This window comes from Pseudomonas sp. G5(2012) (assembly GCF_000408945.1).
Classification (GTDB): Bacteria; Pseudomonadota; Gammaproteobacteria; order Pseudomonadales; family Pseudomonadaceae; genus Aquipseudomonas; species Aquipseudomonas umsongensis.
Map to the genome: position 1 here is coordinate 39,262 of NZ_APIO01000009.1, position 22,203 is coordinate 61,464.

The 22,203-nt window shown below is 60.4% G+C and carries 19 protein-coding genes; 9 read left to right on the forward strand and 10 right to left on the reverse strand.

What is annotated here, in order from left to right; all coding sequences use genetic code 11:
* Positions 1–106: 106 nt before the first annotated feature.
* The 4 genes from PG5_RS03815 to PG5_RS03830 all read right to left on the reverse strand — a co-directional run bounded on the left by PG5_RS03815 (position 107) and on the right by PG5_RS03830 (position 5,738).
* Positions 107–319 carry a hypothetical protein gene (locus PG5_RS03815; RefSeq protein WP_020795763.1) on the reverse strand — a complete coding sequence of 71 codons (213 nt, stop codon included), beginning with the start codon at positions 317–319 and terminating at the stop codon, positions 107–109.
* A gap of 245 nt (positions 320–564) precedes the next feature.
* Positions 565–1,671 (reverse strand): agmatine deiminase, encoded by a 1,107-nt coding sequence (gene aguA / locus PG5_RS03820; protein WP_020795764.1) that lies wholly within the window; start codon positions 1,669–1,671, stop codon positions 565–567.
* Between the two features lie 5 nt (positions 1,672–1,676).
* Positions 1,677–2,555, reverse strand: a complete 879-nt coding sequence (aguB, locus tag PG5_RS03825; RefSeq protein WP_020795765.1) for an N-carbamoylputrescine amidase — start codon at positions 2,553–2,555, stop codon at positions 1,677–1,679.
* A gap of 270 nt (positions 2,556–2,825) precedes the next feature.
* A complete protein-coding gene (locus PG5_RS03830; RefSeq protein WP_020795766.1) occupies positions 2,826–5,738 on the reverse strand; it encodes an aminotransferase in 2,913 nt (970 codons plus the stop codon).
* A gap of 186 nt (positions 5,739–5,924) precedes the next feature.
* Between PG5_RS03830 and rfbC the strand changes: the two genes are divergently transcribed.
* From rfbC to PG5_RS03850, 4 genes are all read left to right on the forward strand, one after another.
* The gene (gene rfbC / locus PG5_RS03835; protein WP_020795768.1) at positions 5,925–6,470 is read left to right on the forward strand and encodes a dTDP-4-dehydrorhamnose 3,5-epimerase; all 546 of its coding nucleotides are present in this window, start codon (positions 5,925–5,927) and stop codon (positions 6,468–6,470) included.
* A gap of 87 nt (positions 6,471–6,557) precedes the next feature.
* Positions 6,558–8,366: an ATP-binding protein gene (locus PG5_RS03840; RefSeq protein ID WP_042955231.1), complete on the forward strand. Its 1,809-nt coding sequence runs from the start codon at positions 6,558–6,560 to the stop codon at positions 8,364–8,366.
* Complete coding sequence (locus PG5_RS03845; protein ID WP_020795770.1) at positions 8,363–9,757, forward strand: sigma-54 dependent transcriptional regulator; 1,395 nt, start codon at positions 8,363–8,365, stop codon at positions 9,755–9,757. The genes PG5_RS03840 and PG5_RS03845 overlap by 4 nt, the downstream gene beginning before the upstream one ends.
* Positions 9,758–9,797: 40 nt before the next feature.
* Positions 9,798–10,253 (forward strand): YiiD C-terminal domain-containing protein, encoded by a 456-nt coding sequence (locus PG5_RS03850; protein WP_020795771.1) that lies wholly within the window; start codon positions 9,798–9,800, stop codon positions 10,251–10,253.
* 84 nt (positions 10,254–10,337) lie between these two features.
* Here the strand turns inward: PG5_RS03850 and cysQ are convergent, their stop codons facing one another.
* Positions 10,338–11,165: a 3'(2'),5'-bisphosphate nucleotidase CysQ gene (cysQ, locus tag PG5_RS03855; protein WP_020795772.1), complete on the reverse strand. Its 828-nt coding sequence runs from the start codon at positions 11,163–11,165 to the stop codon at positions 10,338–10,340.
* Complete coding sequence (gene nudE / locus PG5_RS03860; RefSeq protein WP_020795773.1) at positions 11,162–11,728, reverse strand: ADP compounds hydrolase NudE; 567 nt, start codon at positions 11,726–11,728, stop codon at positions 11,162–11,164. Before nudE ends, cysQ begins: the two co-directional genes overlap by 4 nt.
* 90 nt (positions 11,729–11,818) lie before the next feature.
* Here nudE and yrfG point away from each other — a divergent pair, with 90 nt between their 5' ends.
* Complete coding sequence (gene yrfG / locus PG5_RS03865; RefSeq protein ID WP_020795774.1) at positions 11,819–12,481, forward strand: GMP/IMP nucleotidase; 663 nt, start codon at positions 11,819–11,821, stop codon at positions 12,479–12,481.
* 100 nt (positions 12,482–12,581) lie between these two features.
* Here yrfG and lysM read toward each other — a convergent pair whose 3' ends face one another.
* Positions 12,582–13,031 (reverse strand): peptidoglycan-binding protein LysM, encoded by a 450-nt coding sequence (lysM, locus tag PG5_RS03870; protein ID WP_020795775.1) that lies wholly within the window; start codon positions 13,029–13,031, stop codon positions 12,582–12,584.
* A 129-nt stretch (positions 13,032–13,160) separates the two neighbouring features.
* Between lysM and PG5_RS03875 the strand changes: the two genes are divergently transcribed.
* The 4 genes from PG5_RS03875 (at position 13,161) to PG5_RS03890 (ending at position 18,119) form a co-directional block, all read left to right on the forward strand.
* The gene (locus PG5_RS03875) at positions 13,161–14,048 is read left to right on the forward strand and encodes a LysR family transcriptional regulator (RefSeq protein ID WP_020795776.1); all 888 of its coding nucleotides are present in this window, start codon (positions 13,161–13,163) and stop codon (positions 14,046–14,048) included.
* Between the two features lie 92 nt (positions 14,049–14,140).
* Complete coding sequence (fdhD, locus tag PG5_RS03880) at positions 14,141–14,980, forward strand: formate dehydrogenase accessory sulfurtransferase FdhD (RefSeq protein WP_020795777.1); 840 nt, start codon at positions 14,141–14,143, stop codon at positions 14,978–14,980.
* On the forward strand, positions 14,977–17,325 hold the full coding sequence (locus PG5_RS03885) for an FdhF/YdeP family oxidoreductase (RefSeq protein WP_020795778.1): 2,349 nt from the start codon (positions 14,977–14,979) through the stop codon (positions 17,323–17,325). The genes fdhD and PG5_RS03885 overlap by 4 nt, the downstream gene beginning before the upstream one ends.
* Positions 17,326–17,627: 302 nt before the next feature.
* A complete protein-coding gene (locus PG5_RS03890; protein WP_020795780.1) occupies positions 17,628–18,119 on the forward strand; it encodes a glycine zipper domain-containing protein in 492 nt (163 codons plus the stop codon).
* Between the two features lie 64 nt (positions 18,120–18,183).
* Here PG5_RS03890 and PG5_RS03895 read toward each other — a convergent pair whose 3' ends face one another.
* From PG5_RS03895 to PG5_RS03905, 3 genes are all read right to left on the reverse strand, one after another.
* Positions 18,184–18,603: a thioesterase family protein gene (locus PG5_RS03895; RefSeq protein WP_020795781.1), complete on the reverse strand. Its 420-nt coding sequence runs from the start codon at positions 18,601–18,603 to the stop codon at positions 18,184–18,186.
* Positions 18,604–18,775: 172 nt separating this feature from the next.
* Positions 18,776–20,002 carry a 3-hydroxyacyl-CoA dehydrogenase gene (locus PG5_RS03900; RefSeq protein ID WP_020795782.1) on the reverse strand — a complete coding sequence of 409 codons (1,227 nt, stop codon included), beginning with the start codon at positions 20,000–20,002 and terminating at the stop codon, positions 18,776–18,778.
* Positions 20,003–20,124: 122 nt separating this feature from the next.
* Positions 20,125–22,053 carry an ATP-dependent DNA helicase RecQ gene (locus PG5_RS03905; RefSeq protein WP_020795783.1) on the reverse strand — a complete coding sequence of 643 codons (1,929 nt, stop codon included), beginning with the start codon at positions 22,051–22,053 and terminating at the stop codon, positions 20,125–20,127.
* Between the last annotated feature and the right edge of the window lie 150 nt (positions 22,054–22,203).

A 22,203-nucleotide genomic window follows, 5' to 3' on the forward strand; every position in this document is an offset into this window, starting at 1 on the left:
GGCAGAAAAACTCAAACGGTTGTCCGGCGTGAAGCAACCTGCGCCCACAAAAAAAGCGCTGCCATCCTGGCAGCGCTTTTCTTTTATCAATCCATTGTTTTTCTTCTTATCCTTCCATCACATCCCATAACGCATCCAGTTCTGCCTCGCTGAATAAACCAGCGGGGTAGCGTTCGATCATCGTCCGGCGCGGATCACTTTTTGTGGTCTGACGCGTTCCTTTGGACTTGAACCAATTCGCCAGAGTCTGGAGCGATTCAGCATTTACCGCCAGGGGATGCAACGCCCGGTCGCTCACCACATTCACATCGGCGTTCATTTCAGCGCTCTCTCCTGGTTTGCGAGCGGCCTAACTTATCCAAGGTTTATGACAGAACAACTAAGTTCTCCCCCTCCCTGTTTTGCGCCATGAGCGATACAAGAGCTATGCCAAGGTGCCTGGAATGTCGACGAGCGGATACAAAAAAGCCCGCCGACCAGAAGGACTGCGGGCTCTATACCAGGCGGTGCGCGAAAACGTTTGCCTGATTTTTTTGCAATTATCTCAAGCTGTTACGAGGGCACTCATTCCTTGTGTGGTGCTGGCTGCTGTTGGGTAAGGCAGTGAATGTTACCGCCCCCCAGTAACAGTTCACGACCTGGAACCATGACCACTTCGTGCTGCGGGAACAACGTCTGCAAAATCTCTTTTGCCGGACCATCCAGCGGGTCATCGAAACTCGGGGCAATGATGCCGCCGTTGACGATCAGGAAGTTGACGTAAGAGCCGGCCAGACGCACGCTCGGGTTGCGCTCCTGAGTCCCGTCGACCGGATCGACACCGTCACATTCTTCCTCAGTCGCATACAGCGGCCCCGGAATCGGCATCTTGTGCACCGTGAACGGGCGGCCCTTGGCGTCGGTGCTATTTTGCAGCACCTTCATGGCCGCCTGGCAGCGTGGGTAGTTCGGGTCCTGTGGATCGTCTGTCCAGGCCAACAGCACTTCACCCGGACGCACATAGCAGCAGAAGTTATCCACATGGCCATCGGTTTCGTCGTTGAACAGACCGTCCGGCAGCCAGATGATCTTATCCACAGCCAGATTATCTTTCAGTACCGCTTCGATTTCTGCACGGTTCAGGTGCGGATTGCGATTTCGGTTGAGCAGGCATTCTTCAGTGGTGATCAGTGTGCCTTCGCCATCGACATGGATCGAACCGCCTTCGAGCACGAAGCCCTCGGTTCGATAACGTGGGCTGCGCTCGATTTCGAGGATCTTGCCGCCCACTTGCGAGTCGCGGTTCCACGGCGAATACAGGCCGCCGTCGAAACCACCCCACGCGTTGAAATCCCAGTTCACGCCCCGGACTTCGCCGCTGTTGTTGATGACGAAGGTCGGGCCGGTGTCCCGAACCCAGGCGTCGTCGCTGGACATCTCGACAACGCGGATATTCGGAACGTCGAGGCGTGCACGGGCGTTTTCGTATTGGCCGGCGGACACCGCTACGGTGACAGGTTCAAAACGGGCGATAGCCTTGGCCACCGCGACGTGCGCGGCTTGTGCAGGCTTGCCGCCCAGGCGCCAGTTGTCCGGGCGCTCAGGCCAGATCATCCAGGTCTGGGTCTGGGGTGCCCACTCGGCCGGCATGTAGAAGCCGTCTGCGCGAGGGGTGCTTTTCAAAGTGGTCATGTCGATCAGGACTCCAGGGTACCGTCGAGGGTTTTCAGCGCGCCGTACAAGTTCGGACGACGGTCACGGAACGAGCCCCACGCGCTACGGATGTGTTCCAGTTGGTCGAGGTCGAAGGTGTGAACCAGGATGCCTTCTTCGGTTTCGTTGAGTTCCTGCACCTTCTCGCCGAACTGGTTGGCGATGAACGACGAACCATAGAAGGTAATGTCGTAGCCGTCTTGTTCTTCGTTGCCGATGCGATTACTGGCGATCAGCGGCATCAGGTTAGCGCCGGCGTGGCCCTGTTGCACGCGTTGCCAGTGATCACGGGACGAAATGGTCTTGTCGTGGGGTTCGCTGCCGATGGCAGTCGGGTAGAACAGGATTTCCGCGCCTTGCAGCGCCATGCTGCGCGCAGCCTCGGGGAACCACTGGTCCCAGCAGATGCCCACGCCGATTTTCGCGTAGCGGGTGTTCCACACCTTGAAGCCGGTATCGCCCGGGTTGAAGTAATACTTCTCGTGATAGCCAGGGCCATCCGGAATGTGGCTTTTACGATAAATCCCGAGGTTGCTGCCGTCGGCATCGATGATCGCGATGCTGTTGAACCGCGCACGGCCCGCCAGTTCGTAGAAGCTGATCGGCAACACGACTTGCAGCTCCTTGGCGACTTTCTGGAAGTGCTTGATGGCGACGTTATCTTCCACCGTTGTCGCCAGTTGCAGGTAATCCGGATTCGGCTTCTGGCAGAAGTACGGCGCTTCGAACAATTCCTGGATCAGGATGATTTGCGCGCCTTTGGCGGCGGCTTCACGGACCAGTCTTTCAGCGACCTCAATGTTGCCTTCGAGGTCCCAGGAACAGGCCATTTGCGTGGCAGCGACAGTAACGTTACGGCTCATGAAGCATCTCCGGGCAAGTGCGTGACGGTCGGGCATGGTTCATCCACACCCTGGCATTGGCGACTTTATATCCGATAAAAATCGGCTTTTGAAGCGTTTAGTTCGCCTTTCGTCTTAAATCTCTCACTTAAACCCGATAACATTCGACTTTCACATACCCTATGGAGCTGCCGCAGGCTGCGATCTTTTGATCTTCAAAGCCGTTACTGGCGCCAAAAAGTCAAAACATCGCAGCCTGCGGCAGCTCCTACAGGGGATCAACGGTGATACTTACAGTCCTTCGCTTAGCACCTTCGAGAGCATGTCCACGAAGAAATCCACGCTCTGGCGCGAAGTGACCATCGGCGGCTTGATCTTCAGCACGTTGAGGTAATCGCCCGTCGGTTGCATGAAAATCCCCAGCTCTCGCAAGCGATCGCACAGCGCGGTGGTTTCTTCGGTGGCCGGTTCCAGGGTTTCACGGTTGCGGATCAATTCCACCCCCAGATAGAACCCGGAGCCGTGCACGGCGCCAACCAACGGATGAATATCGATCAGCGCTTCAAGCCGCTCCTTGAAGTACCCGCCAACAACCTGGGCGTTTTCCCAGAGTTTTTCCTCTTCCATCACATCCAGCACCGCAATGCCGATCTGGCAACTGACCGGGCTGCCACCGGCGGACGAAAAGAAATACCCCTCGGCCTCCAGCGCTTCGGCGATTTCCCGGCGGGTGATCACCGCGCCCAGTGGCTGGCCGTTGCCCATGCCCTTGGCCATGGTAATGATGTCCGGGACCACGCCCTGCTCTTCAAAGCCCCAGAAGAAATGCCCCATGCGCCCATAACCCACTTGCACTTCGTCGGCGATGCACACGCCGCCCTGGGCACGAACCATTGTGTAAACCTGCTGCAAATAACCCGGTGGCAGGGAGATGCCACCGGCATTGCCGTATACCGGTTCGCAAATGAACCCGGCCAGTTGACGATTTTGCCCGGCGATTTTCGCCAGGTTGTGTTCGACGCTGCGCACGTAGTCCGGCGCGCTGTCAGGGCCGCGGAATTCACCGCGATAGGTGTTCGGCGCGGTCACCGGGTGCACCCAGTCCGGGCGGCTGCTCAAGGCCTTGGGGTTGTCGGCGATCGAAGTCGATACCGCATCCGCGCCTACGGTCCAGCCGTGATAGGCCTCCAGCACGCTGAGCATGTCGCGCCCGCCGCTATAGGCCCATGCCAGGCGAATGGCCAGGTCGTTGGCCTCGCTGCCGCTGTTGACCAGGAACACCCGGTCCATGCCCTCGGGCGCCAATTTCAGCAGGCGCTCGGAGAACTCGGCCACGGCGGCATAGTTGAACCGCGAGTTGGTGTTGAGCAACGACCACTGGCGGCTGGCGACTGCCGCCATGCGCGGATGGCCGTGGCCGAGTACCGCGACGTTGTTGAGCATGTCGAGGTAAGAACGGCCCTGCATGTCGATCAGGTGGTTGCGCCAGCCGCGTTCGATGCGCGGCGGGTCGACATAATAGTGTTTTTGCGTGCGGGCGAAACTGGCGCCGCGGCGTGCCAGCAAGGTCTGTGAATCGAGTTCCTCCTGCGCATCGCAAGCCAACCCCAGAAGCATCGCGGGCGATGGGCACAGCGCTTGCCATGCGGCGGCTCGTGAAGGTGTGCAAAACAACGGCGCGCTGAACGAAGCCCCTCGGCACAGCTGCACGATCAACGGCCCGCTGACCGAGCCCAGCACCTGGCCCTTGACCAGCGCCGCGCCGCTATGCAGCGATGGCGTGACACCCCACAGCCGCACGCTCAGTTGCGGACCGTCCAGTTGCAGCACCCCGGGCATCGGCTGGTGCACCACCCCGGCGAACGGCGCTTCGACGGTCGTGCCATGGGGTACGCGCAATTCGACGTGCAGAGGGCAGGTGTCCGGCTCGCCGGCCGTGTCCGGGCGCGTGCGTGACAAACGGTATTGCCCATAACGACTGGCCGCCAGGCCGTGGACAGCGGCGGCCTCATCCAACAGGCGTTGATCGATGCCTGCCTGCTCCCAGTTACCGGCCTCGAAATGCGGGCTGAGCACGCCCAGGTCGATCAACGCAAACTCACGCCCCACCAGGCTCGGCAGCAGCGGGGCGAAGCCTTCGCTGCCAATGCCCGGCAGGCTCTGCCCGACAGCCGACAGGATGGCCGCTTCCATCAGCGCCAATGGCACCGACGTGGCCACACGGAAGATCTCCCATTCGTGGACCAGGTTGTCGCGGCTATAGGTATTGCCCGGATCGATGCTCACCTGTTGTTCACCACTGAGCACCAACACCGCCGCGCGGGCGACGATCAGCGGCCACAGCGCCAGCAGCTCTTCATGCTGCAACGGATTGACCGCGTGATACGCCTGCACCGCTGGCAAGATGCAGAACGGATCACCTTCACCATGGTGCAGCAACGCTGCACAGGTCACCGACAGGTCGGTTATGCGCCAGGTACGGATCAAGTCGCCGAAATCGATCACACCTTGCAGTTGCCAATGGCGTTGCGCATCGCGCTGCCACACCACGTTATCGTCGGTGATGTCCATGTGAATGGCTTGCACCGGCAACTTGTCTTGCAGCGGCAACAAATGGCGCTCGGCCTGCTCGGACGCTTCAACGATCAGTCGGCGCTGGGCTTCATCCTTGATCACCGGCAACAAATGCGCGATCAATGCGTGGGCGTGACGCGCGTCCCATTGCAGGGTTCGCACCAGCCCCGGATGTTCAAAATCCGCCAGTGCCAGGTCCATTTCACCGCACAGCCGCCCGAAACCGGCGACCACCGTTCGATTGAAATGCTCGAGGTGCGTCAGGGACTGTCCCTCGATGTAGTCCAGCAAACGCACATGCACCGCTTGGCCAGCGACCTCCAGGGACAACAGGTCCGCCCCGTTTTTCGCCGCGATCACACGCGGTACGTGCACATCCGGATGCTCAGCCAGGTGCTTGAGCCCGGCATGCTGGGCTTGCAACTCCAGCGCCGAATAGTCTCCCCGGCATATTTTCAGGACAAAACGCCCTTGAGCACTGTCGACGCGAAAGTTCAGATCCTGCTGGCTGCCAAGGGCCTGCAACGTTCCGTCGAACCCGTAATGCGCCTGCAAAAGCTCAAGCGCTTGCTCGGCAGAGACTTGCGGACTGGGCAAACTGGCGCGATGAATCAACGTGGCGAGCGGCATACAACGACCCCTGAAATTTTATTAGGCGCCTATATCGCCACTGCTCGGGGCGATACGCAACCCCCCTTCAGCCGGCTGGCAAGCGGCTGGATCGGTCAACTTCGAAGAAAAAAGCACACGACACTCGCCCTTACAGGCACTCTGGGCAAGAATGGCGACCATCAATGCCCATCGTTGGAGAAACCCATGAATGTTGTGACCACCGACCTGCCCGGTGTTTTGATCATCGAGCCCAAGGTTTTCGGTGACGATCGTGGTTTTTTCTACGAAAGTTTCAATGCGAAGGTTTTCAAGGAAGCCACTGGCCTGAGCACTCAATTCATTCAGGACAACCATTCGCGCTCGCAAAAAGGCGTGCTGCGCGGGCTGCATTACCAACTTGAGAATACCCAGGACAAACTGGTTCGGGTCTGTGCCGGGGAAATCCTTGATGTGGCTGTTGATGTGCGGCGCAGCTCGCCACATTTCGGCCAGTGGGTAGCCGTGCGTCTTTCTGCGCAGAACAATCGCCAACTGTGGATTCCCAAGGGTTTCGCCCACGGTTTCCTGGTGTTGAGTGAGTTCGCCGAGGTTTTGTACAAAACCACTGAGTACTACAACCCATCGGCCGAACGCAGCATTCGCTGGGACGACCCCGACCTGGCCATCGACTGGCCGCTCGATACTGCGCCGCAACTGTCGGCCAGGGACCAGGCCGCGGCATTTTTCAAGGACGCCGACGTCTTCGACTGACACACCGCTCGCACCGGCCGCAAGGTGCGCAGACTGTGTCGGCAAGCCTAGGCATAATGCACCTGTACCCACAGGCGCTCGATGCTCATGACTCCAACCCTTCCCCGCAGACCCCGCTGGCGCAGCCTGGCCCTGCTCGCACTGTGCCTGGCACCCTTACTGTGGCCGCTGGAGCACCTGGCCGAGCGCTATTACCGCAGCGAATTGGCTGGGCAGAATCGCCAGACCCTCGATCTCTACGTCGCCAACCTGCTGGGCACCCTGCACCGTTATGAAGTACTGCCGCAGATCCTCGGCGACCTGCCGGCCTTGCGCGCCGTGCTTGGCGCGCCAGACGATGGTGTCACCCAGGGCAACGCCAATCGCCTGTTGCAGAACATCAGCACCCAGACCGGCGCCGAAGTCATGTACCTGATGGACACGACGGGCAAGACCCTGGCCGCCTCCAACTGGGACAAGCACGACAGTTTCGTCGGCCGCAACTTTGCCTTCCGGCCGTACTTCAGCGAAGCCATGGCCGGGCGGCTCGGACGATTTTTCGGGCTGGGCACCACGTCCGCCAAACGGGGCTACTTCTTCGCCGCTGCCGTGCGAGAGGGCGAAAAAATCATCGGCGTGCTGGTAGTCAAGGTCGACCTCGACCACACCGAAAGCCTATGGGGCAAAACCCCGGAGCAACTGCTGCTGACCGATCACAACGGCGTGGTCATCCTCACTTCGCGGCCGGAATGGCGTTTTCGTTCGACCCGTGAGTTGAGCGAAGAAGAGCGCAAGGCCATCACCGCGATCCAGCCCTACCCCACCCGCGAACCCAAGCCGCTCAAGCTCAATCCCAACGCCTGGTTGACCCAGACTCAGCCGATCGCGGAAACCGGCTGGAACGTCAGCATCCTCGCCCCGCGCACCCTGATCGATCGTCCGGTGCGCACGGTAGTCGCCATCGGTGGCGCGACGCTGCTGGTGTTGATGCTGTTGCTCGGCCTGATGATGCAACGCCGCCGTCATTACCTGGAACGCATCGCCTTCGAAGCCAAGGCCCGGCGCGAACTGGAAGGCCGGGTGGCTGAACGTACCAGCGACCTTGAGGGTCTCAACCGCCGACTCAAACAGGAAGTGCTGGAGCGCGAGCAGGCCCAGCAAGAACTGGTTCGCGCCCAGGATGACCTGGTGCAGGCCGGCAAGCTCTCGGCGCTGGGAACGATGTCGGCGAGCATCAGCCACGAGCTCAACCAACCGCTGGCAGCCATCCGCAGCTACGCGGAAAACGCCGAAGTGTTGCTCGACCACGAGCGCACCGACGATGCCCGTGGCAACCTAAAGCTGATCAGCGAACTGACCGGGCGCATGGCGTCGATCATCGCTCACCTGCGCGCCTTTGCCCGGCGCGATCGCCACGCTCCGGAAAGCGTCGCCCTGCAGCCGGCGCTTGACGATGCCCTGGCCTTGTTGGCCAAGCGTCGACGCAGCATGGAAGTCGAACTGATCCGCGACTTGCCCGCCGCCACGTTGTGGGTCGAGGCCGGAGAAACCCGGCTGCGCCAAGTGCTGGGCAACCTGCTGGCCAACGCCCTCGATGCCCTGACGGAAAAAGGTCCGCCGCGTAAACTCTGGCTGAGTGCCCAATCCACGGGCGAAGGCGTCAACCTGTACATTCGCGACAACGGCCCCGGTTTCTGCCTGGAGGCTCTTGGCCGTGCCAGTGAGCCCTTCTACACCACCAAGACCCGTACCCAGGGGCTTGGATTGGGGCTGGCGATATGCGAGACCCTGATGCGCGCCTTCGGCGGCGAACTGTCGTTCGCCAACCACAAGGAGGGCGGCGCCCTGATTACCCTGAAGCTACGCGCAGGCGCACCGGGTGTGAGCCTGCAACCGTCCGAGGACCGAAGTGCATGACCATCGACAACCGCATCCAGGTCGTGTTGATCGACGACGATCCCCACCTGCGCCAGGCCTTGAGCCAGACCCTGGACCTCGCCGGCCTGAAGATTCTGCCGCTGGCCGAAGCCAAGGGCCTGGCCGCACAACTGGAGCGCGACTGGCCAGGCGTGGTCGTCAGCGATATCCGCATGCCGGGCATGGACGGCATCGAACTGCTGACCGAGCTCCACGCCCAGGATCCGGAACTGCCGGTGCTGCTGATCACCGGCCACGGCGATGTGCCGCTGGCGGTGCAAGCCATGCGCGCCGGTGCCTATGATTTTCTGGAAAAACCCTTCGCCAGCGATGCGCTGCTCGACAGCGTGCGCCGTGCCCTGGCCTTGCGCCGACTGGTGCTGGACAACCGCAGCCTGCGCCTGGCCCTGAGCGATCGCAATGAATTGAGCACGCGCCTGGTCGGGCAGTCGCCCTCGATGCTGCGTCTGCGCGAGCAAATCGGCGCCTTGGCGGCAACTCGGGCAGACGTGCTGATCCTCGGCGAGACCGGGGCCGGTAAAGAAGTGGTTGCACGAGCCTTGCATGACCTGTCGAGTCGGCGCAGTGGTCCGTTCGTGGCGATCAACGCCGGAGCGCTGGCCGAGTCGGTGGTCGAAAGCGAGTTGTTCGGGCATGAGCCCGGCGCTTTCACGGGCGCGCAGAAACGCCGCATCGGCAAGTTCGAATTTGCCAACGGTGGCACGTTGTTTCTCGATGAGATCGAAAGCATGAGCCTGGACGTCCAGGTGAAATTGCTGCGCTTGCTGCAGGAGCGGGTGGTCGAACGCCTGGGCGGCAATCAACTGATCCCGCTGGACATCCGCATCATCGCCGCCACCAAGGAAGACCTGCGCCAGGCCGCCGATCAGGGCCGATTCCGCGCCGACTTGTACTATCGCCTGAACGTCGCGCCATTGCGCATTCCACCGCTGCGCGAACGCGGTGAAGACGCGCTGGTGCTGTTCCAGCATTTCGCCGATGAAGCCAGCGCCCGCCATGGCTTGCCGCCCCATGAACTGCAACCCGGACAACGTGCCCTGCTGTTGCGTCACGCCTGGCCCGGCAACGTGCGCGAACTGCAGAATGCTGCCGAACGCTTCGCCCTGGGCCTGGAACTGGCGCTGGACAACAATGAGGTGCAAGGCACGGTTGGCACGACGGTAGAAATGGTCAGCGGCGGGTTGAGCGAGCAAGTGGAAAACTTCGAAAAAACCCTGATTGCCGCCGAACTGGCGCGCTCGCACAGTTCAGTGCGCAGCGTCGCCGAAGCGCTCGGCATTCCACGCAAGACCTTGCATGACAAATTGCGCAAGCACGGCCTGAGCTTCGCCGATAGTGGCACCGCCACCCATAGCGACGACCTCGATTGAGCCGCCGCCCACTTATCCACTGCAAACAAGAGGCCCCTGAATGAGCCGCGACAGTCGTCAACTGGAATCCGTCCTCCATCACGACATTCCCCTCACCCGGGACATGGGCCTGAAGGTGCTCGACTGGCACGATCAACAACTGCGCCTGTACTTGCCGCTGGACGCTAACGTCAATCACAAGAGCACCATGTTCGGCGGCAGCCTGTATTGTGGCGCGGTACTGGCCGGTTGGGGCTGGCTGCATTTGCGCCTCAAAGAAGAAGGGATAACCGACGGACACATCGTTATTCAGGAAGGGCAGATCCACTACCCGCTGCCGGTGACAGGGGATGCACATGCCATTTGCCAGGCGCCGGGTGCGCAGGTGTGGAAGAAATTCCTGGCGATGTATCAGCGATACGGACGGGCGCGGCTGGTCCTGCACACGCGGGTGGTGAACGCGGGTAGCGATGAGGATGCGGTGAAGTTTGTCGGGCAATACGTGTTGCACCGGTAAATCAAAAGATCGCAGCCTGCGGCAGCTCCTACAGGGGTTATGTGTATACCCGTAGGAGCTGCCGCAGGCTGCGATATTTTGATTTTAATCTCGAGCCAGCGCCAACAGTTTCTCCCGCCATGCAGCCTTGGCCGGCAGTGCGAGGAAAAATTCGTTCAGCAGCGATTCCCGCGCCGGATAGCAGAACGGTGCGCCATTGAGATCCAGCACCTCGCCACCCGCCCCTTCCAGCACGCCTTGCGCCGCCGCCGTGTCCCACTGCGAAGTCGGCGCCAGCCGCGGATAACAATCCGCCGCCCCCTCGGCCAACAGGCAGAATTTCAGGGAGCTGCCGATACTGGCCAGTTCCAGTTCACCCAGGCTGGCGCTCAATCCGGCCAGCAAGCGTTCCTGCTGTGGACTGGAATGGCGACGGCTGGCCACCACGGTGAACGATTGGCCGGGGCCCGGTACATCACGCACCGAAATCGCCACGGGCGTACCCCCCTGATCGCAACGCCACGCGCCGAAACCGGCACCACCGACATAGACACGCCCGTTAGTCGGCATCGACACCACGCCGAATACCACGCGCCCCTGCTCGATCAACGCGATGTTGACGGTGAACTCTTCGCTGCCGCTGATGAATTCCTTGGTCCCGTCCAACGGATCGACCAACCACCAGCGCTGCCAACTGGCGCGAACACTCTGCGGGATGTTGGCGTCTTCTTCGGACAACACCGGAATACTCGGATCAAGCGCCGTCAGCCCGGCCAGAATCAGATGATGAGCAGCCATGTCTGCGGCAGTCACGGGTGAATCGTCAGTCTTGGCAGTCACGGCCGTGCCGACGCGCCAGAACGGCAAGATCGCCTCGCCGGCCTTCAATGCCAGCTCGACCACCGGCGCCATCAACGGATGGGGAAAATTCATGGCTGGAACACCCCGCGCTGGGTCAGCAGGTCACGGGCCAGGTACAACGCCGCCAAGGCACGGCCTTCGGTGAACTTCGGGTTCTGCGCCAGGGCCGACAATTCGCGCAGGTTGATCTTGTCCACGCCCATCGGCTCCGGCTCGTCACCTTCCAGGCGCTCTTCGTACAGGTCAGTGGCCAACACCACCTGGATTTTCTGGCTCATGTAACCAGGTGACAACGACAGCTCGGTCAGATGTTCCAACTGTCGCGCCCCATAACCTGCCTCTTCCTTGAGCTCGCGCTCGGCTGCCGCCAAAACGTCCTCGCCTGGCTCGATCAAGCCTTTAGGCAGGGATAATTCGTATGCATCGGTACCGCCGCAGTACTCTTCGACCAATACGGCATGGTCGGCATCGAGCATCGCCACGATCATCACGGCACCATAGCCTGCGCCCTTGCCGACCAATCGCTCATAGGTGCGCTCCACGCCATTGGAAAAACGCAGCTTCAGCTCCTCGACGCAGAACAAACGGCTGGTGGCGACAATCTCGCGGGCGAGGATGGTGGGTTTCTGGCGCATGAGCGGCTCCTGGGCGATAGCGGGTTACTATACCCGGCCTATCCTGATTGTTGTCCCCGGATACCTTTTTTTACCGTTGGAGAAGTTTTTATGTCCCTGCTGCCCTGGCACGACATCGATACCGTTCTGCTGGACATGGACGGCACGCTGCTGGACCTGCACTTCGACAACCATTTCTGGCTGGAGCACTTGCCCCAGCGTTATGCCGAACTGCACGGGGTGAGCCGGGCAATGGCCGAACTGGAACTGCAGCCGTTATTTGAACGCAATGCCGGTCAGCTGCAGTGGTACTGCCTGGATTTCTGGAGTACCGAACTGAAACTACCCGTGCGCGAGCTGAAACTGGAAACGGCTCATCTGATCGCCTTGCGCCCGGATGCGGACATCTTCCTGGCGGCGATCAAGCGTGCAGGCAAGCGTGTGGTGCTGATCACCAATGCGCATCGCGATTCGCTGTCATTGAAGCTGGAAAGAATCGAGCTGGCGCCGTATTTCGAGCGTTTGATCAGCTCCCACGATTACGGTTTCCCCAAGGAAAACCCGCAGTTCTGGGATGCCTTGCAGGCCGACATCGACTTCGACCCGGCGCGCAGCCTGTTTATCGACGACACACTGCCGATCCTGCGCAGTGCCCGGGAGTTCGGCGTGGCGCATTTGTTGGCGGTGAAAGAGCCGGATAGCCGCAAAGGGCCCAAGGACACGGCGGAGTTTGCGGCGGTCGAGGACTATCGGGATTTGATAACCGGCCTTTGATTTCCTGTAGGAGCTGCCGCAGGCTGCGATCTTTTGATCTTGTTTTTAAAGATCAAAGTCAAAAGATCGCAGCCTTCGGCAGCTCCTACAGGGCCTCACATTATTCAGGAATACGCAACGATTGCCCCGGATAGATCTTGTTCACATCCTTGAGCATCGGTTTGTTGGCTTCGAAGATTTTGTTGTACAGGTTGGCATTGCCGTACACGCGCAGGGAAATGGCGCTCAAGGTGTCGCCCTTCTCGACCACGACAAACTTCGCGGCCACGACCACTGGACCGGTCACGGTGATCTGGTCTTCAACACCGCTGACACCCGCCACGTTGCCCAGCGTCAGGAGAATTTTTTCCTTTTCTTCCTGCGTCTTCGCTTCGCCGCTGGCGATGACCTTATCGCCCTCGACCTTCACCTGAATCTTGGAAGTATCGATCCCCGTCAACGCACTCTGCACATGCTTGGTCAATGCCTCGCTATTGGCTTCAGCCTTGTCCGGCGTCAACGCGTCGAGGATTTTTTCACCGGCTTCTTTGAGAAAACTGAACAGGCTCATCGTTTCGCTCTCCTTGGGTTTCGGGTTCCAGACGTAAAAGCCTAGACCACGGCAGCCGTTTGCCAATCCAAACCGACCAATGACGCCGCTTGCGCTAGAATCGACCCCTTCCCGCACCCTGGAGCGAAGATGGACATCAAGCAGCTGAAATTCCTCATCGCTCTGGATGAAACCCGCCATTTCGGCCAGGCCGCCGCACGCTGCCATATTACCCAGCCGACCCTGTCCATGCGTCTGCGCAGCCTCGAGGAGGAACTCGATCTGCCGCTGGTCAATCGCGGCCAGCGCTTTGAAGGCTTTACTGCACCTGGCGAGAGGGTGCTGGCTTGGGCGCGCACCGTCTTGGCCGCCTATGACGGCTTGTACGCCGAGGCGGCGGCCTGTCGCGGCAATCTGGTCGGCACCTTGCGCCTGGGCGTGGTGCCGCTGTCGAGCTTCGATCCGTTGCCGCTGCTGCAGCGCCTGCACGCAGAACACCCGAACCTGCGCTTTGAACTCTCGGCACTGAGCTCCGAACAGATCCTCGAACAACTGGCGAACAATCGCCTGGACCTCGGCGTGTCCTACCTCGAACGCCTGGATGCCGAGCGCTTTGACTCCTTCGCCTTCAGTGAAACCCACATGGGCCTGCTCTACGATCAGCGCTTCTTTACCTTTGGCGAAGCACCGCTGAGCTGGGAATCGTTGATCGAGTTGCCGCTGGGCATGCTCACCAGCGGCATGCACTTTCGCCAATCCATCGACCACAACTTCCACAGCCGCGGCCTCAACCCACAGCCTTTGTTGCAAACCGATGCCGTGCATCAACTGTTACAAGCTGTGCATGGCGGCTTGTGCTGCGCGGTGATGCCGTTGGACGGTGGACTGGAAGGGCTGACCGAGCATTTGCGCCTGCAACCGATCGAAAACGCCCAAACCCTTGGCCGGCTGGGCCTGATCATGCGCCGCAGCGCGCCACGTTCAGCCTTGGCTGAAGCGTGTTTCGCGGTTTATCAACAATCACTGATTGGCGCTTGATCGACGGCATCTATCGGCAGATCAGTAATAGCGATTAGACGTGGCAAGTTGCCGCGCCTAGTCTTAAAGCTGATCAATCCCTCGGTGATGCCATGAACGCCAAGCGCCCAGCCTGCGCGGCGCCTGCCCTCGAAACGCCTGCGCCCGCCGCCAGCCACACCTACAGCTACAGCAACCTTGAGCACACGGAGTCAGCCAGCACCGCGCTGGCCGAGGAAGTCGCACTGGCGATTGCCTTTAACGGCATCAGCCAGGCGGTGATGCTGGTGACGCCCACCGACCTTGAAGATTTCATCGTCGGCTTCAGCCTGGGCAGCGGCATTATCCAGGACGCCTCGGATATCTATGACCTGCAACTCAGCGGCTCGGGCTCAGCGCAGTACGCGCAGGTGACCATCGCCAATCGCGCGTTCTGGAACCTCAAGCAACAGCGTCGGCAGCTGGCCGGTACCAGCGGTTGCGGCCTTTGCGGCGTGGAAGCGGTGGAGCAGGCATTGCCCGAGCTCGAAGTATTGCCCGGCGCGCCCCTGCCACCGGCTGAATGGCTGGACGGCCTGCGCCAGCGCATCGGCGCGTTCCAGCCGCTTGGCCAACACTGCGGGGCGGTGCACGCGGCCGTGTTCATGAACGACCAAGGCCAACTGTTGCTGGGTCGCGAAGATATCGGCCGGCACAACGCGCTGGATAAATTGATCGGCGGCTTGGTCCGCCAAAACATTTCGACGGCTGGCGGACTGGCGATTGTCACCAGTCGATGCAGCCTCGAATTGATCCAGAAAGTCTTGCGCGCCGGCATCCAGACGCTGGTCAGCCTGTCGTCGCCCACCGGGCTCGCCGTGCAATGGGCCCGTCGCCACAACCTCAATCTCATTCATCTGCCACAAAAGAATGCGCCGCGGGTCTACAGCCCAGCGTTGGAGAACCAAGCGTGAGTCAACACCGTCAAGCCGACCAGACACCCGTTCCTCGATACAAGCCATACAAAGGCGCCGCCGGAGGCTGGGGCGCACTGATCAGTGTCGCCCAGGCCTGGTTGACCAGCGACAACGCGCTGAAAAACCTGCGCATGATGCTCAAGACCAACAAGAACGGCGGCTTCGACTGCCCCGGTTGCGCCTGGGGCGATTCCAATGAAGGCGGCATGGTGATGTTCTGCGAGAACGGCGCCAAGGCGGTGAACTGGGAAGCGACCAAGCGCCGCGTCGATGCCAAGTTTTTCGCCAGGCACAGCGTCACGTCGTTGCTCGAACAAAGCGACTACTGGCTTGAGTATCAGGGTCGGCTGACCGAGCCGATGAGCTATGACGCAGAGACCGACCGCTACAAGCCGATCAGTTGGGACGCCGCCTTTGCGCTGATCGCCAAACATCTGAACGGCTTGTCGAGCCCGAATCAGGCCGAGTTCTACACCTCGGGCCGGGCCAGTAACGAAGCAGCCTTTTTGTACCAGCTGTTCGTGCGCGCCTACGGCACCAACAACTTCCCTGATTGTTCGAACATGTGCCACGAGGCTAGCGGCGTGGCATTGGCGCAAAGTGTCGGCGTCGGCAAAGGCACCGTCACCTTCGACGATTTCGAACACGCCGATGCCATTTTCGTCTGGGGCCAGAACCCCGGCACCAACCATCCACGGATGCTCGAACCGTTGCGAGAGGCAGTGAAACGCGGCGCCCAGGTGGTGTGCATCAACCCGCTTAAAGAGCGCGGCCTGGAACGCTTCCAGCACCCGCAACACGCGATTGAAATGCTTACCAACGGCGACAAACCGACCAATACCGCGTTCTTCCGACCGGCATTGGGCGGCGACATGGCGATCATGCGTGGCATGGCCAAATTCCTGCTGCAATGGGAGCGCGACGCACAGAAAGCGGGCGAGCCTGCGGTGTTCGATCACGCCTTCCTCAATGAACACAGTGTCAATGTCCTGGACTACCTGGCCATCATCGACGACACCCCATGGCAACAGATCGTCGAGCAATCCGGCCTGCCTCTGGTGGAAATCGAGCAAGCGGCGCGCATGTACGCCAAGGGCAAGAACGTCATCATGTGCTGGGCCATGGGGATCACCCAGCATCGCCATTCGGTAGCGACCATCCAGGAAATCGCCAACCTGATGTTGCTGCGCGGCAACATCGGTCGGCCGGGCGCCGGCCTGTGCCCGGTGCGTGGCCACAGCAACGTGCAGGGCGACCGGACCATGGGCATCAACGAACGGCCACCCACGGCGTTCCTCGATGCCCTTGAACGACGCTTCCAGTTCAAGGTGCCGCGCGAAAACGGCCACAACGTGGTCGAGGCGATTCATGCCATGGCCGAAGGTCGGGCCAAGGTTTTCATCGGCCTGGGCGGCAACTTCGCCCAAGCCACTCCGGACAGCCCGCGCACCTTCCAGGCCCTGCGTAACTGCGACCTGACCGTGCAGATCAGCACCAAGCTCAACCGCAGCCACCTGACTCACGGTAAAGACGCCCTGATCCTGCCGTGCCTGGGCCGGACCGATATCGACCGGCAAACCCAAGGTCCTCAAGCGGTGACCGTCGAAGACTCGTTCAGCATGGTCCACGCCTCCAATGGCCAGCTGGAGCCGCTCTCGCAGCAGATGCGTTCGGAGCCAGCGATCCTGGCAGGCATCGCGGCAGCCACGCTGGGCAACCAGCCAGTGGACTGGAACTGGCTGGTGGCAGACTACAGCCGCATCCGCGACTTGATTGCCGATACCATTCCCGGCTTCAAGGACTTCAACGAGAGAGTCAAGAACCCGGGCGGGTTCTACCTGGGCAACAGCGCCGGTGCGCGCAAGTGGAACACTGCATCAGGCCGGGCCAATTTCCGCCCAAATGCGTTGCCCAAGGACCTGGTGCACGAGCGCACCCGTGCTACCGGTGTGTTGCCGGACCTGATCATGCAATCGATGCGCTCCCACGATCAGTACAACACCACGATCTATGGCCTCAATGACCGTTATCGCGGAGTGAAGGGGCAGCGTGACGTGCTGTTTGTCAACGAAGCCGACATCATTCGCCTGGGCTTCAAGCCGGGGCAGAAGGCCGATATCGTTTCAATCTGGGATGACGGACTTGAGCGCCGGGTGAAAGGCTTCACGCTGCTGGCATTTGATATTCCAGCGGGGCAAGCAGCGGCGTACTATCCGGAAGTGAACCCGCTGGTGCCGTTGGAAAGCACCGGGGATGGCAGCCATACACCAACATCCAAGTTCGTGGCGATCCGGCTGGAAGCGGCGAGTGAGACCGGATTGATCATGGCAAAGTCTGCTTAAAGCAAAATCAAAAGATCGCAGCCTTCGGTAGCTCCTACGCCGATCTCTGCAGGAGCTGCCGCAGGCTGCGATCTTTTAGCCGTGTCGCTGGCAAAACAATTTCCAAACGCCCACAAAAAAGGCCGTTTCCTCATGAAAACGGCCTATCCGAAGTAATAAAAGACCGGCGAAAAACCATTAAGTTCCGCCCAAAAAACAGTAACTTATAGAAATGTGCTGAAGTCGTGTTACTCGTCGGATTTCGATTGTCACACCCCTTACACAGCCTCAGGATCGCGTCGTCATCCCCTTGAGGTTCCTCCATGAAGTTCTCCTCGATTCTCTTGTTGTCCCTTGGCCTGGTCAGTGGCATGGCCTCCGCTGGCGGCACCACCGAAGCAGGTGTGGGCGGCGCATTGGGCGGGGTTTTGGGCTCAGTCGTCGGCCAATCGCTTGGCGGCAGTACAGGTTCCACTATCGGCGCGGCCCTGGGTGGCGCGGGTGGTAGCGCAGTTGGCGCAGACAAACGCAGCCGTGGCGAAGCGGCCATTGGCGGTGCGTTGGGCGCAGCAGGCGGTAACGTGGTCGGTCGCAGCATGGGCGGCACCACGGGCAGCCTGATCGGCTCCGCAGCAGGCGGCGGCGCCGGTGGCGCGCTGGGCAACTACATGGGCAACAAGGCCGATGATGATGACGACGATGATCGTCGCTACCGTGGTCATGATGATCGTCGTTACTACCGTGACGGCCACCCAGGTCGCGGTCATGCCTATGGCCATCGCAAGCATCACAAGTACTACCGCCATCGTCACTGATCCCGAAAGGGTTCACTGACAGATAAAAATCGCAGCCCGAGGGCTGCGATTTTTTTTGCCTGGTTTAAACCACCAGACACTCCAATGCGTTACGCAACCCGGCCGGAATCGCCACCGGCTGATTCGATGCCCGGTCGACAAACACATGCACGAAGCGCCCGGCTGCGCAGGCCTCGTCTTCCCCTTGCTTGAACACTGCCAACTCGTACTGCACCGAGCTGTTGCCCAACTTGCCGACCCGCAAGCCGACCTCGATCCGGTCCGGGAAGGCGATGGAAGCAAAGTAGTCGCAGGCTGAACTCACCACGAAACCCACTACCTCGCCATCGTGTATATCCAGGCCACCGACTTCGATCAGGTAGGTGTTCACCGCCGTGTCGAAAAAACTGTAGTAGGTGACGTTGTTGACGTGACCATAGGCATCGTTGTCGTGCCAGCGTGTGGTGATGGGTTGGAAGTGTGGATAGTCGCAGCGTTGGGGCATTGGTGTGGATTCCTGAGTGTGTTCGCCAGTCTAAGGTGAAACCGCGTTATCGTTCTTCGCGAGCAGGCTCGCTCCCACAGGGATCTTAGTCGTACATAAAATTTGGGTTCACTGAAGATCAACTGTGGGAGCGAGCCTGCTCGCGATGGCGCCCTCGCAGGCACCCCATCAATCACTTGTCCGCAAACCCTCTACCTGCCGCCGCCAACTCACCAATCAACCGCGCCGGGCGCCAGTGATCACCCTGGCGGGTCTCAAGCGCCAGCAGGCGTTGATGAATGTCCGCCAACCCTTGCTGATCCGCCCAGGCCATTGGACCACCCTTGTCCGCCGGGAATCCGTATCCGTTGAGGTACACCAGATCGATGTCGTGAGCCGATCCGGCGATGCCCTCCTGAAGGATCTTCGCCCCCTCGTTGACCAATGCCAGCAAGCAGCGCTCCAGGATTTCCTCCGGGCTGATTTCACGGCGATGGAAACCCAGCCCTTCGCTGACTTCCAACACCAATGCATCGACTAGCGGGTCGTGCTCAGCCTGGCGACTGCCCGGCTCGTAGTGGTAGTAGCCGTCGCCGCTCTTCTGACCGAAACGGCCCTGCTCGCACAGACGGTTATCCACCTGTACCTCTGGTGCATCCTGCGCCACACCGGACAGTTGCCGGGCGCGCCATTGCAGGTCGACGCCAACCACATCGAACATACGGAATGGTCCCATGGCGAAGCCAAAGCCTTGCAGCGCCGCATCGACCTGATAGGGATAAGCGCCCTCAAGCAGCATTTTGCGGGCTTCCAGCACGTAGGTGTTTAGCATGCGATTGCCAATAAAGCCGTCGCAATTGCCCGACACCACGCTGACCTTGCCCATGCGCTTGCCCAGCGCCAGCGCAGCATCGATGACCGCCGGTGCAGTCTGGGCACCACGGACGATTTCCAGCAGCTTCATAATGTGCGCCGGGCTGAAGAAGTGCAGGCCCAGGACCTGCTGTGGTCGGCCAGTCACCGCGGCAATGGCGTCGATGTCCAGAGCAGAGGTGTTGCTCGCCAGAATGGCTGCAGGTTTTAGCAGGCCGTCCAGTTCGCGGAAGATTGACTGCTTGAGCTCGAGGTTTTCGTAGACGGCTTCGATGACCAGGTCGACGTCACGGATAGCCGCATAATCAGCGGCCGCCGTGACCCGAGCGATGCGGGCATCGGCCTCGACCTGGTCGATGCGTTCCTGTCGAACACTATGGGCATAGGTGTCCGACACAGTGACCAGTGCCTGTTCAAGCATCTGCGGATTGTTATCGACCCATTGTACCGCTACCCCGGCGTTGGCCAGGCACATGACAATGCCGCGGCCCATGGTGCCCGCGCCGATGACGGCTGCGCGCTGAATATTGAACGGTGTCTGGCTCATGATTATTCTCTTGTTGGCGATCCGAAGACAGCCCTCACCATAGTCAGCCGCCGCGCCTTTTTGAAATTTATTCCTGTGATGAGCGACATTCAGCGGATGGATGCCGCTCCGCCGACACCGATTTAGAGGTGTGCCTGCGCCCACTCACGAACCTCGGCATACGGATAATCCTCCAACGCCGCACATCCCGAAATCGTCCGCACCTTGAGCTTGGTAAACAGCGGCACGCTGATCCCGCACAAGAACCGTGTCACGCGCTCAGCCGACGGCGCCTTCCCAGTGTGTTGTTCATGCCTGTGGATAAAATCAGCACACAGTGCCTCGAAGTTTTTATCCACAAGCGCCGGTAACGCCGGCGGTGCAGGCAGCCGCGCCACCTGCCCGTGGCAAACCGAACAGTGCCCGCACTGGCGGGGCACATTTTCGTCGCCGAAATACTCGGCCAGGCGATAGCCCAGACAGCGATCGGTAGCGAACAGGTCCAGCATGGCGTGAATCCGCGCGATCTCGGTCTGTTCATGCCGTCTGAAACCGGCGTGCAGCTCTTCACTCAACACGGCACTGTCGAAATCGGTTTGCAACAGGCTGTAGACCTCGGTCATCTGCTTGCTTTCAAGCTCGACCCAGCCCTTTTCCTGGAAATAATCCAGGGCCTTCACCACCCGACTGCGCTCGGCCCGGTGCTGTTCATACAACGCATCGAAATTTACCGTAGCCCAGGTACGTGCACGGGTGGACGTCTGGATGATCGCCGCGACGAAATCCCTGCGCTCGCCCTCGAAGCGAGCCAGCAATGCCTCAGGTTCCTGCAGATATTTGAAGCGGTATTCGGCGTAGTAGGCATAACGCGGGGCGATCAAGCCACGAAGCTCCAGTTGAACCAGCAAGGTCTTGAGCGGTAGCTGGCGGATGTTGCTCTGGTCCCCCAGAGGCCCCAGGAGAAACTCCCACTGCCCCTCGGGCGCGGCGACCTGCATCTCGTCGAGCACATAGCGGATACCGTCCTGTTCAGGCGTGTCGCCATAGACGAAGTTTTCCAGCACGTTGAGGCTGTCGCGATTGGCCAGCACCAGGCAGTCAGATGGCTGCCCATCACGCCCGGCACGGCCGATTTCCTGGCTGTAGTTTTCGATGGACTTGGGCAGGTCGAAATGCACCACGTTACGGATGTCGCTCTTGTCGATGCCCATGCCGAAGGCGATGGTGGCGACGATGCAATTGGACTGTCCGCCCATGAAGCGCTTCTGGATGCCTTCGCGCTGTTCGTGGGGCAAACCGGCGTGATAGGCCTCAGCTTGAATGCCATTGCGCAGCAGGTGTTCAGCAATGTGCTCGGCGGTTTTCTGTTGGGTGACGTAGACAATGCTCGGTTGGCCGGGTCGCTGGCTCATCCATTCCACAAGGCGCATGCGCTTATCCTGGCTGCGAACCGGCTCCACCCACAGATTGAGGTTCGGCCGATAAAAGCCAGTGGTCACTACATCCACAGGTTCGATGGCGAATTTCGCCTGCATGTCGGCGATCACTTTCGGGGTCGCCGTGGCGGTCAGCAACAACACCTGGGGGATGTTGAACTGGCGCTGATAGTCCGGAAGCTTGAGGTAGTCCGGGCGAAAGTTGTGCCCCCATTCCGAGATGCAATGCGCCTCGTCCACTACCAGCAGCGAGATCGGCACCTGCTGCAGGAAATTACGAAAACGCTCGTTCTTCAAGCGCTCCACGGAGACCATAAGGATTTTCAGTTCGCCGGACTTGGCACGGGCCATGACATCGCTGGCGTCGTCGCGACTCTGGGCCGAATCGATACTGCCCGCGGCAATGCCGTGGCGTTGCAGGAACGCCAACTGATCCTGCATCAACGCCAGCAATGGCGAGACCACCAGCGTCAGGTGCGGCAACAGAACCGCCGACAACTGATAGCAAAGGGACTTGCCGGAACCGGTGGGGAAAATCGCCGCCGCCGAGCGCCCCGCCAACACCGCGCTGACCACTGCCTCCTGGCCGGGCCGAAACTGTGGATAACCGAAAACCTGTTCCAGGGTGTTGTGCATAAGCTGTCACTCCGTTGACTGCTGCGATGAGCAAAGCCTAGCCGGCGATCGCAGCGAGTCGAGAAAAGGTCGGGGGCAAAAACGATACGGGATGATACAGCGTGTTGATGTCGAAAAATCCTACAGCTTCTGTTGCCCTCCCTACCGAGA